Genomic DNA, 11,981 nt, shown 5'->3' with positions numbered 1-11,981 from the left:
TTTTTGATTATACACCTGTTATTATTAGAGATGCTTAAATTTTTTATATTATTAAAATTTAATTTTTATTTTTAGATATTTTTAAGTAAAGTTACTGCAATGATCATCGAGATGGTTTAAAATTTAGAATAAAACAAGCATTTTACTCTAAATTTTAGTTACGGTAGATGATATAAATTTATATTAAAGATCGTTTATTTCGCTACTTCTTGCATTATAAACAAACCAGCTAAGAAGTAGATATAATAAGACAAACGCAAAAATCAACCCCGGATAAAAGCCACCGCTTTGTGCTAAATTCATCTTATGAAGCGAGATAAAAAGCGCTCCAAGAGCAACCAAAAAACCAACAAGTCTTAGTATAAAATTTGTAGGTTTTATGCAAATAGCCAAAAGCGCTACCGCTACGACACCAAGGGGTATGATAGCTACTTGAAAGATCCAGGCAAAAGCTATCGCGACAAATGATAGTGCCAAGAAAAATGTTCGCTTTTTCATAAGATCTTGAAAGAAGCAAACTATGCCTTTATTTTCTATGTTATAGTCCATTTTCCATCCTTTTTGCGTTATTTTAAAATTTCAAAGATAAATAAAGCGTTAAAATACCAAAATACGCCGAAATTTTAGTAAAAATACAAATTCATTTAAAGACCGTCCGTTTATAGCACTTATAAACTGTGATGCAAGTAAAAATATAGTGCGCAAACCAAAGCGCGCTACCGAGCTTGGAATTAGTTTTAAATTTGACGCTACCCTAAAACCAAAAACCTATACCTTGCAAAAATTTCCTATAAATTTTAAGACATACAAGCAAGCCTTTAATAAAGTCCAAAACCACCAGCACAACGGACATAGTTATTTGTTAAATTTATGCTTTACAACACCTATAAAAACAGAGCTTAGCTTGGAAGAAATTTATAACCACGCGGATGCAAAGCTGGTTTTATACAAAAAGACGAATTTATCTGCTTTGGCCCGGAGCCTTTTGTGCGTATAAATGAAAGGCACGACAAATGCCACACAAAAGGACGCTAAAAATAAATTTACTTAACGACAAAAAAGAGCTTAGCGAACAAATGATGATCACAGATCTCATGCGCAACAACCTTTTGGCTGTTGCTGGCGGCATAAAAGTGTAAAAATTTTACGGCTGGTTCGATAAGCGGTGTGGCTAAAATTCGCTCTTGTGAGATTATCAACGAGTGTGAGATATCACCCAGGGTTTTTATACGGACATTTTATACACTCAGATAAAAAATACACACAAAGCTTTACTTTGATACGATATGTGCGTCAAAACGGCAACGACATGGAGTTTATAAGCGGTGGAGGCATAACACTACAAAGCGATGCAAGAAAGGAGTATGATGAGCTTATCAAAAAGTCTACTTTCCTTTTTGAAACGATAAAGATAAAAGATAAAACGGCGTGCGATCTTGCGGTCTTGATGGATTGGTTATGACAAAAGTAGTTTATGATGAACTTAGCGAGCTTGTAAGCGTTGAGTATTTTCCTTATAAAGTGCGAGAATTTGAGAAATTCTACCTTACAAATATCAACTTTTCATACGCGAAAAAGTATCTTAATCGCTTAAATATCAACAAAGCAAAAGGTAAAAAAGATAAGATCATTATGATAAAAAACGATCAGATTTTAGATACTAGTATCGCAAATATCGCTATTTTTGCTAACAACCTAGGCTGATTAACACAAAAACTGCTTGATGGTGGGTATTTACAAGAAGCAGATATCGACGCAAACATACTTTTAAAAACAAAAAGACTTGCCATCATGAATGCTATGGTTGGATTTTACGAGATAAAAAATTTCAAATAATAACTTCGCTGTTTTAAAATTTAAATAATCAGTATTTATCTATCGCTCGCAAAATAACCGCACCATGCAAATTTAAATTTGTAATTTTATTAAGTTTTATAAACGAAACATTTTAAATTTTTAGCTAGAATACATAAAACTTAAAAGGAGAAAAAATGCCATTTATTAACATAAAAACAGCGGCTCCCGAGCCGACAAAAGAGCAAAAAGAGCAGATCATAAAAGAAACAACCGAGATGATGGTTAGAATTCTAGGCAAACAAAAAGAACGCGTTATGGTATTTATAGAAACTTACGGTCAAGACAGCGTAGGAGTCGACGGCAAAAGCATAGAAGAGATAAAAAAGGAGAACAAATGAGCGAATTTAGCAAAGAAGACATAGAGCGCAAAGTAACACTGCAAAAAGGCGATGAAGCGCCAAATTTCACGCTTGAAAACGCCGATGGAGTTAGCGTAAATTTAAAAGATTTTATCGGTAAAAATGTCGTGCTTTACTTTTATCCAAAGGACAACACTCCTGGCTGCACCACCGAAGCTTGCGAATTTAGCGCACTTTTTGACGACTTTATCTCAAACGATACGGTAATAGTTGGTATAAGCCCGGATAGCGTAAAAAGCCATGTTGGATTTATCTCTAAACAAAACTTAAAGCACATCTTGCTAAGTGATCCTCAAAAACAAGTCTCAAAAGAGTATGGAGTATGGCAGGTGCGTAAAAACTACGGCAAAGAGTATCTTGGCATAGTTAGAACAACTTTTGTTATCGATAAAGAAGGTAAAATTTCAAAAGTATACAAAAGCGTTAAAGCCAAAGACCATGCGGCAAAAGTCCTAGCGGATCTAGTTAAATAATGGCTAAAATTTTAACGATTATTTTGTTCTTGTGCACGCTTTTAAATGCACAGATAAAAGGAGAGGCGAAAATGAGTGAAATTTATCTTGCAGGAGGTTGTTTTTGGGGAGTTGAGGGGTATTTTAAACAACTTAAAGGAGTGGTTGAAACAAGTGTAGGTTATGCAAACGGCAACTCGGAAAACACAAGCTATGACAAACTAAAACAAACCGATCACGCCGAGACTATACTTATAAAATTTGATGAAAATCGCATAAATTTGGCTGAAATTTTAGCTCATTTTTTCCGTATCATCGACCCGTTTTCTATTAACAAACAAGGCAACGATGTCGGAAGACAGTATAGAAGCGGGATTTATTACACAAATGATATCCAAAAGGCTCTTTTGGATAAATTTATCGCCATGGAGCAAGAAAAAGCAACACAAAAGATCGCAGTTGAAATTCTGCCACTTAAAAACTACATAAAAGCCGAAGAGTATCATCAAGACTATCTTGACAAAAATCCAAACGGATACTGCCATATTGACCTAAATTTAGCGAAAAAACCGCTTTATGGCGAAGATGATTTTGTCATGCCTGGCCGTGAGGAGTTAAAGCAAAAACTTAGCCCGCATCAATACGCCGTAACTCAGGAAAAGGCAACAGAGAGACCATTTAGTAGTGAGTACGACAAATTCTACGAAAAAGGAATTTATGTCGATATAGTAAGCGGTAAACCGCTATTTTCAAGCTCGGATAAATTTGACGCGGGATGTGGCTGGCCAAGCTTTTCAAAACCCATAACAACCGATGCGTTAAGCTACGAGCAAGACGAAAGCCACGGCATGCAAAGGATCGAAGTGCTATCAAGCGTAGCAAATAGCCATTTAGGACATGTTTTTAACGACGGCTTGCCTGAACTTGGAGGTCTTAGATACTGCATAAATGGAGCTAGTTTAAAATTTATCCCGCTTGAAAAGATGAAAGAGCTAGGATATGAAAAGTATATAATCTACGTTAAGTAACACAAGGGGCTTAAAAGCCCCAAAATTCTTTAATCCAGCACAAAGTTTATAAAATTTAAACGTTTTTTGTGATAAAATCTCACTAAATTTACACAAAGAAAGGCAAAATCAATGGATGCTGCAGAATTTATCTGGATGGATGGAAAATTAATCAAATGGGAAGATGCCAAAGTTCACGTTTTAACCCACTCGCTACACTATGCAAATGCTGTATTTGAGGGCACAAGAGCTTATCAAACAGACAAAGGTTTGGCGATTTTTAGATTAAGAGATCATACTAAACGTTTATTAAAATCAGCAAAAATGACAGTATTAAATTGCAAATACACTCTTGAAGAGCTTGAAAATGCGCAAATCGAGCTTTTAAGAGCTAATAAATTTAAAGGCAATGTTTATCTTCGCCCACTTATCTATCTTGGATACGGCATAATGGGATTAGCCCATACAAAAGCCCCTGTAAACACCGCGATAGCTGCATGGGAATGGGGTGCATATCTTGGTGAAGAGGGCTTAAAAAAGGGTATTAGAGTTAAAATCTCAAGCTTTGCAAAATACGCTCCTAACAGTCAAATGACAAAGGCTAAGTCAAGCTCAAACTATCTAACATCACAAATGGCAAACTATGAAGCAAAAGACGCAGGATATGACGAAGCACTACTTTTAGATGAAGAAGGCTTTGTAGCCGAAGGTCCTGGCGAATGCTTTTTTATCGTTGAAAACGGAGAGTTAGTAACTCCTCCAAGCGATAATGCACTGCTTAGCATAACTCAAGATACGGTTATAAAACTAGCTTGTGATCTTGGTATAAAAGTTCGCAGAGAGCGCTTAACAAGGGATCAAGTTTATACAGCCGATGAGGCGTTTTTTACAGGAACTGCGGCTGAAGTAACTCCGATAAGCAATATCGATAACAGAATCATCGGAAGTGGCGAGCGCGGAGAAGTAACAAAAAGACTACAAGATGCGTATTTTGACGTAGTTTACGGAAAAAATGAAAAATACGCTTCATTTTTGACATATATTTAAAAATTAAAGGGACATAATGCCAGCAAACTTGAATGACTATTTTAATAAAAAAAACAACAACAGCTCGGGCGATAACGGCGGCAACGAGCCGCCTAGGATAAATTTCAAAAAACCAAAAATGCCAGACGGAATGGGTAAAATAGGCACTCTAGCTTATGTTATCATAGCTATCATAGCGGTGATCGCCATTACACAGCCTTTTGTTATCATCAACTCAGGCGAAGTAGGTATCAAATCAACCGCCGGTAAATACGAATCAAACCCTATGCAGCCGGGCTTTCACTTCTTCATACCTTTTATCCAAAAGGTCATAGTCGTAGATACGAGAGTTAGGCTTATCAACTATACTTCAGGTGAAGATATGGGAGAAAACGCAAGACTGATAAGTGGTGGCACAACGGGTATAATTCGTAAAAATTCTATCTCTGTTCTTGATGCAAGAAACTTACCGGTTAGCATAGATATAACTGTTCAATACCGTCTAAATCCTGAAAATGCACCTCAAACTATCGCCGCTTGGGGTCTTAGCTGGGAAAACAAGATCGTAGACCCGGTTGTTCGCGACGTGGTTAGAAGTATCGCCGGTAAATACACCGCAGAAGAGCTTCCAACACGCAGAAACGAGATAGCTACACAGATAGATCAAGGTATAAGAAAGGATATTGACGCTCAGCCAAATAGACCTGTAGAGCTTTTAACAGTGCAGCTTCGCGAGATCATCTTGCCTGAAAAAGTAAAAGAGCAAATAGAGCGCGTTCAGATCGCAAAGCAAGAAGCCGAGAGAACTAAATACGAAGTAGAGCGTGCAAACCAAGAGGCCCTTAAAAAAGCCGCACTCGCAGAAGGTACGGCAAAAGCTGCTATCATAGAAGCTCAAGGTAAAGCCGATGCCGTTAAGATCGAAGCCGACGCACAAGCTTATGCAAACAAAGAGGTGGCAAAAAGTCTTGATAGTAACTTACTAAATTTAAAACAGATTGAAACTCAGGGTAAATTTAATGAAGCTCTTCGCGAAAACAAAGACGCTAAAATTTTCCTAACTCCTGGCGGAGCCGTGCCAAATATCTGGGTTGACACAAAAGACAAAGCAAGACAAAGCGCGGTTGAGACAACAAGATAAGGATAAAAAGTGCTTGAGAATTTAAACATAGACTGGCAAAAAGTAGACAACCTCCTCCCGACTATCGTCCAAGAGCAAGGCAGCAACGATGTCTTGATGCTCGCTTACATGAATGAAGAGGCATTAAATTTAAGTCTAAAAAGTGGCTTTGCTCACTACTTCTCACGCACTAAAAATCGCATCTGGAAAAAAGGTGAAGAGAGCGGAAATACCCAAAAAATCATCTCCGCTCATCTTGACTGCGATAACGACACATTGCTTTTAAAAGTCGTGCAAAATGGTGGCATAGCATGTCATACAGGGCAAAAGTCGTGCTTTTTTAACGAGATAAATTTAACAAATTTAACCTCATCCAATAAGCCTGAAAATGTAGTTAATAGGCCAACCTACAACCTAGCTGACGAACTTTATCACATTATACTAGACAGAAAGTTAAACGCCGATCCACAAAAATCCTATGTCGCGAGCTTGTTTCATAAAGGTGAAAATTCCATACTGAAAAAAATAGGCGAAGAGGCAACTGAATTTGTTATGGCTTGCAAAGATACAACGGCAAATTCTAGCGAGAAAAACAAAAACGACATGGTTTATGAGGCTGCAGACCTTTACTTTCATACCATGGTTGCGCTTAGCATACACAACATACACCCCGATCGTATCAAAACCGAACTCGCGCGTCGCTTTGGCATGAGCGGCATAGACGAGAAAAACTCACGTAATGATAAATAGTTTAAAGCACGATATACTTTTTATACTCGCAAATTCCCAAGCGGTGGATTATTTATCATACGGTTGGGTTTTTATAGCTTTTCTTTTTATTTTATTTATTGGAATATTTTTTGCTTTAAAATCATGGTGGCAGATAGGTTTTTTAATCATCTTGCTAGGTTTAATTGGCTTTTTTGTGGCGAATTTTTATGTTCACCAAGGTTTAAAAACATACTTAAGACCAACTGTCATAAGTGATGTTGCGACAAAACAACTAACATACTCAAATACGCTAATCGCTGACTTTAACATAACAAATGAGTCCAATAAAAGCTTTAAAATTTGCAAGATAGACATTGGTTTTTATATGCGTTCCAAACAAGAAGCGAGAGAGTTTTTAAATTCACTCAATCCCTTTTTTACAAAAACTATCATTTTAAAAGAGCCTTTTGTTCCAAAAGAAACAAAACAAATACAACAAACGATCAATGATTTTTCATTTATCGAATATAAAATATCTAAAAAAGCGGAGTGTTTTTAATGAGTGCCTCTTACTTTACTATCGTTCACATCATAGTTTTATGTATCATCTTGCTACTTTGTGTTTTATTTTTTATACTCTCTTTAAAAGCGGAACGAAAACTCTTTTTATCACTATGCTTTACAAACATACTAGTTTCTGTCAGCCTTAGCGTGTTTTTGATGTTGGTTTTGGATAAATATACCAAAATAGGCATACTTGAAAATGTAACAAATGAGAGAATTTTAAGAAACGAAAGCATAGTTTTTAAAGGACAAGTAAGAAATATCGGCAAATTTACGATAAGCAAATGTGTTCTTAAGATCAAACTTATCAACCAGCCACTAAGCAAAGACAACTTAAGCGGAGAAGCGCTCTTTAAACCAAGCGGGATGTCGCTATTTTCATGGCTATTAAACGAGAAAAAAGACACTCATCCAAACACTGTCGAATACTCATTTGAAGTCGCCAAAGACCTAAAGAAGAAAAAAAGTGCCTCTTTTACGGTAAATATGCCCTATCCTCCGTATTTTACGCGCACAATGCATGTTACAAAGCTAAATTGCTACTAAGGAAAAGGCATGAAAAAAGGATTTACTGCCGTTGAGCTTGTATTTATCATCGTTGTTCTTGGGATCTTGTCTGCTGTTGTTTTGCCTAAGCTATTTGGCACAAGAGAAGATACTTTCGTAGCAAGAGCTGCGACAAATATTAGTACTTTTGTAAGCGATATAACACACTGTTACATGGCGCAAGGCGGGTTTGAAAATGGCAAGGAAAACATATATAAGATGACAAGCGTAGCATTCCCCATACAAATAGGCACAAACAACTGCCTTGACGTAACAGACGTAACCCAGACTTCCATAACATTAAGCATATCGGAAGCGGACTTATGTGGCGATCTTTGGCGCATAGATAGCCTTGCAGAATTTAAAGAGCTCGTAAGTAAAGATATCGATGGAACCGCAAAAGAAATACCGTCCATTGACTCTAGAATTTTAATATTTGGCACACAGAAAAATTAAAATTTAAATAGCACATAAAGTAGAAAGAATTCTTGCTTGTTTTTTAATATCTTGCGATAAGAGAAATTTAAATTTTTCACTCGCGGTAAAATTTCTAGCCTCTTTTTCTTTGGCATCATCGTTAAAGTCGTAAAAAAATGAGAGATTTTTTATCTTTGCACCTCTATCTTTTAAGACGCTCATTTCTAAAATCGTAGCGAAAAATCCATCATCTCCCAAATAATAATTTGTAGCGCTGGTGATATTTATAAATTTATTTGATAAAAAATTCAAGCAAACACCTTGTTTGTCGCTTTTAAAAACAATACTTTCGATCAAGCCTGAGCTAAATTCGTAAAATTTAAATGACGATGAATTTTGCAAGGCAGCTTTGTCTTTTTCTAAATTTATATCAAGAGTTGAATTTGTGTCTAAATTTATTATCACGTTGCCTTTAGCTCTGGCTAGAAGGTAGATATGACCCAGCTTTTCCTTGCTCTGCGACTTTATATCTTTTGTGTATGCGTTGCCTATGGTAGGTATAGTATTGTTTGGGATAAATTTTGTATCAAATGCAAGTAAAATTTCTGATTTAGCGCCGTTCTCTTTTATATAAGGCGTCCATAACGGTTCTTCTTTTTGTAAATTTATACCCTCTTTTGCGCAACCGTAAAATAGCAACAGTGCGCCCAAAAGGGCAAAATTTATAAATTTCATCTACTTAATAAAGTAGTTTCCATCAAAGCTAACAAGCGAGTATTCACGCTCATCGCCGATACTTTTAACAAGGTCATCTATCTCTAAAAATTCAAGAGTGTCTGCGCCTATATACTTGCAAACCTCGTCGCATGTTTTGTTTGCGCTGATAAGTTCGGCAAAGCTTGGAGTATCTATGCCGTATCTTTCAGGAAATTTTAATTCCGGACAAGCTACGCGAAAGTGAATTTCTTTAGCTCCAGCATGACGAAGCAATTCGACTATTTTTTTAGATGTTGTTCCGCGAACTATGCTATCATCAACCACAACAACGCTTTTGCCTTTTAAAACCTCGCTCATTGGGTTAAGCTTGAGTTTTACCTTTAAATTTCTAAGCTCTTGCGTGGGTTCTATAAATGTTCGTCCGACGTAGTGGTTACGCACGATAGCAAGCTCAAAAGGTATGCCGCTCTCGTTTGCATATCCAAGCGCAGCAGGCACACCGCTATCTGGTACAGGAACTACAAAATCAGCCTTAATCTTACTTTGTCTAGCAAGTGCCGCGCCCATCTTTTTACGAACATCATAGACGCTTTTACCCTCTACAACGCTATCGGGACGTGCAAAATATATATACTCAAACGCGCAAATTCTTGGCTCTGGCTCAAAAAGCTGTATGCTCTCAAACTCATCTTCGCCATTTTCAAAAACTAGCATCTCACCAGGGCGTACATCTCTTATGAAAGTTGCCTCTACAAGATCAAACGCACATGTTTCGCTAGCAACGATATACCCGCCGTCTTTTAATCTCCCAAGTGAGAGTGGACGCACGCCGTATTTGTCGCGGATAGCAAAAATTTTATGACGCGACTGCACTAGCAAGCAATACGCACCAAGTATCTTGTCAAGTGCTGCGGTGATGCGCTCTTGCAGGTGTGGGCTGTGGTTTCTTGCTATTAGATGAACGATGTTTTCAGTATCCATGTTTGACTGAAATATAGCACCCTCGTCTATAAGCGCTCCACGAACCTCGTCTTTATTTACAAGGTTGCCGTTATGTACGACTGAAATTTGCCCCAAAGAGTAGTTTGCCGCTATCGGCTGGGAGTCGTTGCCTGAGTTTTTACCGGCTGTTGCGTAGCGGTTGTGTCCTATCGCCATATCACCCTTTAGTGTTTTTAGCGAGCTTTCATTAAAGACCTCGGTTACTAGACCTTTGCCCTTGTGTGTTAAAATTTCGCCATTATCACAAGCGCTTATACCGCTCGCCTCTTGCCCACGATGCTGCATAGAAAATAGCGCATAATACGCGGTTTTAGCTGCATCTTGTGAATTTATTACTCCGACTATCGCACACATGTTTTTCCTTTATATGCCCAAGCAATCTGTTATATCGTATTGACCGTTGTTTTGAGAACTTAACCAGATAGCAGCTTTTATAGCACCTTTTGCAAATGTAGCGCGACTCGTTGCAGTATGGTTTAGCTCGATAAACTCGCCGTCATTATAAAACCCTGCCGTATGACGACCGACTATATCACCTCCTCTTAGAGCAAGGACTGCTATCTCGTCTTTTTTTCGCTCACCTATAAGACCATCTCTGCCGGTTGTCATAACCTCTTTTAAGTCTAAACCTCTAGCCTCTGCTATATGCTTAGCTAATGTTAGAGCTGTTCCGCTTGGAGCGTCCTTTTTGTGTTTATGATGCATTTCTACTATTTCAGTGTCAAATTCTCTTAGAGCTTTTGAAGCGATAGCTGCTAGTTTATTTAAAACGGCAACACCTAGGCTCATGTTTGTCGCATATAAGATCGGCATAGCATTTGCCGCTTGAGCTATAAGAGTAGCGCCTTCGTCGGCAAGACCCGTTGTGCCTATGACTAGCGGCTTTGGATTTGTTCTTGCGTAGCTTATTAAATTTAAAGCTCCCTGTTTTATCGTAAAGTCTATGATAACGTCGCTATTTTCAAAAAGAACTTCAAATTTATCCGTTACCAAAACATCTTTTGGTAGTTCAAAATCAAGCTCTTCAATCGTATAAGCCACACTTAGTTTGGCAACCTCGTTATTTTTTAAACAAGCGATTATCTCGCGACCCATTTTGCCGCTAGCACCGTGAATGCCGACTTTTATCATTTATATGCCTTTAAATTTTTTGCATATTATAGTAAAAAAGGTATAAAATTTCGGTTATATTATGTAGTTTGGATTAAAAATTTGTGATGTGAAAGCCCGGAAATTTATCCCGAGCTTTTCTAAAAATTTTAGTGTAGATTTTCTATATAGCTAAGTGCGCTTAAAGCAGCTACAGCGCCGTCTGCTGCCGCAACAACGACTTGTTTTGGAGCATCTTTTCTGATATCGCCAGCAGCAAATAAGCCTGCCACGTTTGTTTGCATTTTCAAATCAACATCAACCTGACCGCCATCAACTACGTCGCAGATAAAAAAACCGTCTTCAAGACGTAAAATTTCGTTATTTACATTTAGTCCTACGAAAGTGAAAACGCCAGGCACTTTTAAGTCACGCTCGCCATTTTGCGTATTTAAGATAAGTCCACTAAGGCCTGCTTTATCGCCGTAAGCCTCTTTGATAGTTGCATTTGTTATAAACTCTATCTTTTCGTTTTTACGTGCTTTTTCTACCGTTGTAGGGGCTGCACGAAAACCGTCTCTACGGTGAATTATATATACTTTTGAAGCTATATTTGAAAGATATATCGCCTCTTCTATCGCGGTGTCACCACCTCCTAGAACTGCAACTTCTTTATTTTTATAGAAAAATCCGTCACAAGTAGCACAAGTGCTAACTCCACGGCCAAAAAACTCATCTTCGCCTTTAAAGCCTGCGCGACGAGGAGTTGATCCTGTAGCTACGATAACGGCCTTTGCCTTTTCTATCTTATCGCCCTCAAGCAAAATATCAAAGCTTCCGTCTTCATTTTTGCGAATTCCTGTTACATTTGCCCAAGTGTGCGTAAGGCCAAAATGACTACACTGCTTCCACCATGTGCTCATAAAGTCAAATCCGCTCTCGCCAGGATTTTTTTGACCCGGGTAGTTTTCTATCTCGGAACTTCCGGTTATCTGACCGCCGGGCTCGCCCTTTTCAAACATAACAACGTTTTTTAGTCCGCCTCTTGTTGCATAAAGTCCCGCACTTAATCCTGCAGGTCCGCCTCCGATAATCGCTAAATCTAACATATTTT

The 11,981-nt window shown here is 37.9% G+C and carries 18 protein-coding genes; 13 read left to right on the top strand and 5 right to left on the bottom strand.

Annotated features, from left to right (window positions below):
* Positions 1–183: 183 nt before the first annotated feature.
* Positions 184–549, bottom strand: a complete 366-nt coding sequence (locus tag CCAL_RS00950; protein ID WP_169938798.1) for a hypothetical protein — start codon at positions 547–549, stop codon at positions 184–186.
* A gap of 148 nt (positions 550–697) precedes the next feature.
* Between CCAL_RS00950 and CCAL_RS09300 the strand changes: the two genes are divergently transcribed.
* The 13 genes from CCAL_RS09300 (at position 698) to CCAL_RS00895 (ending at position 8,098) form a co-directional block, all read left to right on the top strand.
* Positions 698–997: a chorismate-binding protein gene (locus CCAL_RS09300; RefSeq protein WP_228026720.1), complete on the top strand. Its 300-nt coding sequence runs from the start codon at positions 698–700 to the stop codon at positions 995–997.
* Positions 998–1,013: 16 nt separating this feature from the next.
* Positions 1,014–1,139, top strand: a complete 126-nt coding sequence (locus tag CCAL_RS09295; protein ID WP_228026654.1) for a chorismate-binding protein — start codon at positions 1,014–1,016, stop codon at positions 1,137–1,139.
* Positions 1,140–1,204: 65 nt separating this feature from the next.
* Positions 1,205–1,462 carry a chorismate-binding protein gene (locus CCAL_RS09290; protein ID WP_236860489.1) on the top strand — a complete coding sequence of 86 codons (258 nt, stop codon included), beginning with the start codon at positions 1,205–1,207 and terminating at the stop codon, positions 1,460–1,462.
* Positions 1,459–1,704 carry an aminotransferase class IV gene (locus CCAL_RS00940; RefSeq protein ID WP_170015240.1) on the top strand — a complete coding sequence of 82 codons (246 nt, stop codon included), beginning with the start codon at positions 1,459–1,461 and terminating at the stop codon, positions 1,702–1,704. The genes CCAL_RS09290 and CCAL_RS00940 overlap by 4 nt, the downstream gene beginning before the upstream one ends.
* Positions 1,705–1,991: 287 nt before the next feature.
* A complete protein-coding gene (locus CCAL_RS00935; RefSeq protein ID WP_170015242.1) occupies positions 1,992–2,195 on the top strand; it encodes a tautomerase family protein in 204 nt (67 codons plus the stop codon).
* On the top strand, positions 2,192–2,689 hold the full coding sequence (gene bcp / locus CCAL_RS00930; protein WP_169972543.1) for a thioredoxin-dependent thiol peroxidase: 498 nt from the start codon (positions 2,192–2,194) through the stop codon (positions 2,687–2,689). The genes CCAL_RS00935 and bcp overlap by 4 nt, the downstream gene beginning before the upstream one ends.
* A complete protein-coding gene (gene msrB, locus CCAL_RS00925) occupies positions 2,689–3,696 on the top strand; it encodes a peptide-methionine (R)-S-oxide reductase MsrB (protein WP_170015244.1) in 1,008 nt (335 codons plus the stop codon). Before bcp ends, msrB begins: the two co-directional genes overlap by 1 nt.
* A 111-nt stretch (positions 3,697–3,807) precedes the next feature.
* Positions 3,808–4,722, top strand: coding sequence for a branched-chain amino acid transaminase (locus CCAL_RS00920; RefSeq protein ID WP_169938808.1), 915 nt, complete (start codon positions 3,808–3,810; stop codon positions 4,720–4,722).
* 16 nt (positions 4,723–4,738) lie between these two features.
* Positions 4,739–5,842: a prohibitin family protein gene (locus CCAL_RS00915; protein WP_170015246.1), complete on the top strand. Its 1,104-nt coding sequence runs from the start codon at positions 4,739–4,741 to the stop codon at positions 5,840–5,842.
* A 9-nt stretch (positions 5,843–5,851) separates the two neighbouring features.
* A complete protein-coding gene (gene hisIE, locus CCAL_RS00910; protein ID WP_172285021.1) occupies positions 5,852–6,571 on the top strand; it encodes a bifunctional phosphoribosyl-AMP cyclohydrolase/phosphoribosyl-ATP diphosphatase HisIE in 720 nt (239 codons plus the stop codon).
* On the top strand, positions 6,561–7,091 hold the full coding sequence (locus CCAL_RS00905; protein ID WP_170015250.1) for a DUF2393 family protein: 531 nt from the start codon (positions 6,561–6,563) through the stop codon (positions 7,089–7,091). Before hisIE ends, CCAL_RS00905 begins: the two co-directional genes overlap by 11 nt.
* Complete coding sequence (locus CCAL_RS00900; RefSeq protein ID WP_169938816.1) at positions 7,091–7,642, top strand: DUF2393 family protein; 552 nt, start codon at positions 7,091–7,093, stop codon at positions 7,640–7,642. The genes CCAL_RS00905 and CCAL_RS00900 overlap by 1 nt, the downstream gene beginning before the upstream one ends.
* Before the next feature lie 9 nt (positions 7,643–7,651).
* Positions 7,652–8,098, top strand: coding sequence for a type II secretion system GspH family protein (locus CCAL_RS00895; protein ID WP_170015252.1), 447 nt, complete (start codon positions 7,652–7,654; stop codon positions 8,096–8,098).
* A gap of 3 nt (positions 8,099–8,101) precedes the next feature.
* Here the strand turns inward: CCAL_RS00895 and CCAL_RS00890 are convergent, their stop codons facing one another.
* From CCAL_RS00890 to CCAL_RS00875, 4 genes are all read right to left on the bottom strand, one after another.
* Complete coding sequence (locus tag CCAL_RS00890) at positions 8,102–8,794, bottom strand: hypothetical protein (protein ID WP_170015254.1); 693 nt, start codon at positions 8,792–8,794, stop codon at positions 8,102–8,104.
* A complete protein-coding gene (purF, locus tag CCAL_RS00885; protein ID WP_170015256.1) occupies positions 8,795–10,132 on the bottom strand; it encodes an amidophosphoribosyltransferase in 1,338 nt (445 codons plus the stop codon).
* 9 nt (positions 10,133–10,141) lie between these two features.
* The gene (dapB, locus tag CCAL_RS00880; protein WP_169972549.1) at positions 10,142–10,909 is read right to left on the bottom strand and encodes a 4-hydroxy-tetrahydrodipicolinate reductase; all 768 of its coding nucleotides are present in this window, start codon (positions 10,907–10,909) and stop codon (positions 10,142–10,144) included.
* A gap of 128 nt (positions 10,910–11,037) precedes the next feature.
* Positions 11,038–11,976, bottom strand: coding sequence for an NAD(P)/FAD-dependent oxidoreductase (locus CCAL_RS00875; RefSeq protein ID WP_170015259.1), 939 nt, complete (start codon positions 11,974–11,976; stop codon positions 11,038–11,040).
* Positions 11,977–11,981: the final 5 nt, after the last annotated feature.

The organism is Campylobacter sp. RM6914 (genome assembly GCF_004803835.1).
GTDB classification, from domain to species: domain Bacteria; phylum Campylobacterota; class Campylobacteria; order Campylobacterales; family Campylobacteraceae; genus Campylobacter_A; species Campylobacter_A californiensis.
This window is presented reverse-complemented; position numbering and strand designations above follow the sequence as displayed.

Bases quoted from the DNA above. Each gene is read 5' to 3' on its own strand.
- msrB (WP_170015244.1), top strand. From the start codon at position 2,689: ATGGCTAAAATTTTAACGATTATTTTGTTCTTGTGCACGCTTTTAAAT.
- CCAL_RS00920 (WP_169938808.1), top strand. From the start codon at position 3,808: ATGGATGCTGCAGAATTTATCTGGATGGATGGAAAATTAATCAAATGG.
- CCAL_RS00940 (WP_170015240.1), top strand. From the start codon at position 1,459: ATGACAAAAGTAGTTTATGATGAACTTAGCGAGCTTGTAAGCGTTGAG.
- CCAL_RS00905 (WP_170015250.1), top strand. From the start codon at position 6,561: ATGATAAATAGTTTAAAGCACGATATACTTTTTATACTCGCAAATTCC.
- CCAL_RS00895 (WP_170015252.1), top strand. From the start codon at position 7,652: ATGAAAAAAGGATTTACTGCCGTTGAGCTTGTATTTATCATCGTTGTT.
- CCAL_RS00935 (WP_170015242.1), top strand. From the start codon at position 1,992: ATGCCATTTATTAACATAAAAACAGCGGCTCCCGAGCCGACAAAAGAG.
- dapB (WP_169972549.1), bottom strand. From the start codon at position 10,909: ATGATAAAAGTCGGCATTCACGGTGCTAGCGGCAAAATGGGTCGCGAG.
- purF (WP_170015256.1), bottom strand. From the start codon at position 10,132: ATGTGTGCGATAGTCGGAGTAATAAATTCACAAGATGCAGCTAAAACC.
- CCAL_RS00890 (WP_170015254.1), bottom strand. From the start codon at position 8,794: ATGAAATTTATAAATTTTGCCCTTTTGGGCGCACTGTTGCTATTTTAC.
- CCAL_RS09295 (WP_228026654.1), top strand. From the start codon at position 1,014: ATGCCACACAAAAGGACGCTAAAAATAAATTTACTTAACGACAAAAAA.
- CCAL_RS00875 (WP_170015259.1), bottom strand. From the start codon at position 11,976: ATGTTAGATTTAGCGATTATCGGAGGCGGACCTGCAGGATTAAGTGCG.
- CCAL_RS00900 (WP_169938816.1), top strand. From the start codon at position 7,091: ATGAGTGCCTCTTACTTTACTATCGTTCACATCATAGTTTTATGTATC.
- bcp (WP_169972543.1), top strand. From the start codon at position 2,192: ATGAGCGAATTTAGCAAAGAAGACATAGAGCGCAAAGTAACACTGCAA.
- CCAL_RS00915 (WP_170015246.1), top strand. From the start codon at position 4,739: ATGCCAGCAAACTTGAATGACTATTTTAATAAAAAAAACAACAACAGC.
- CCAL_RS00950 (WP_169938798.1), bottom strand. From the start codon at position 549: ATGGACTATAACATAGAAAATAAAGGCATAGTTTGCTTCTTTCAAGAT.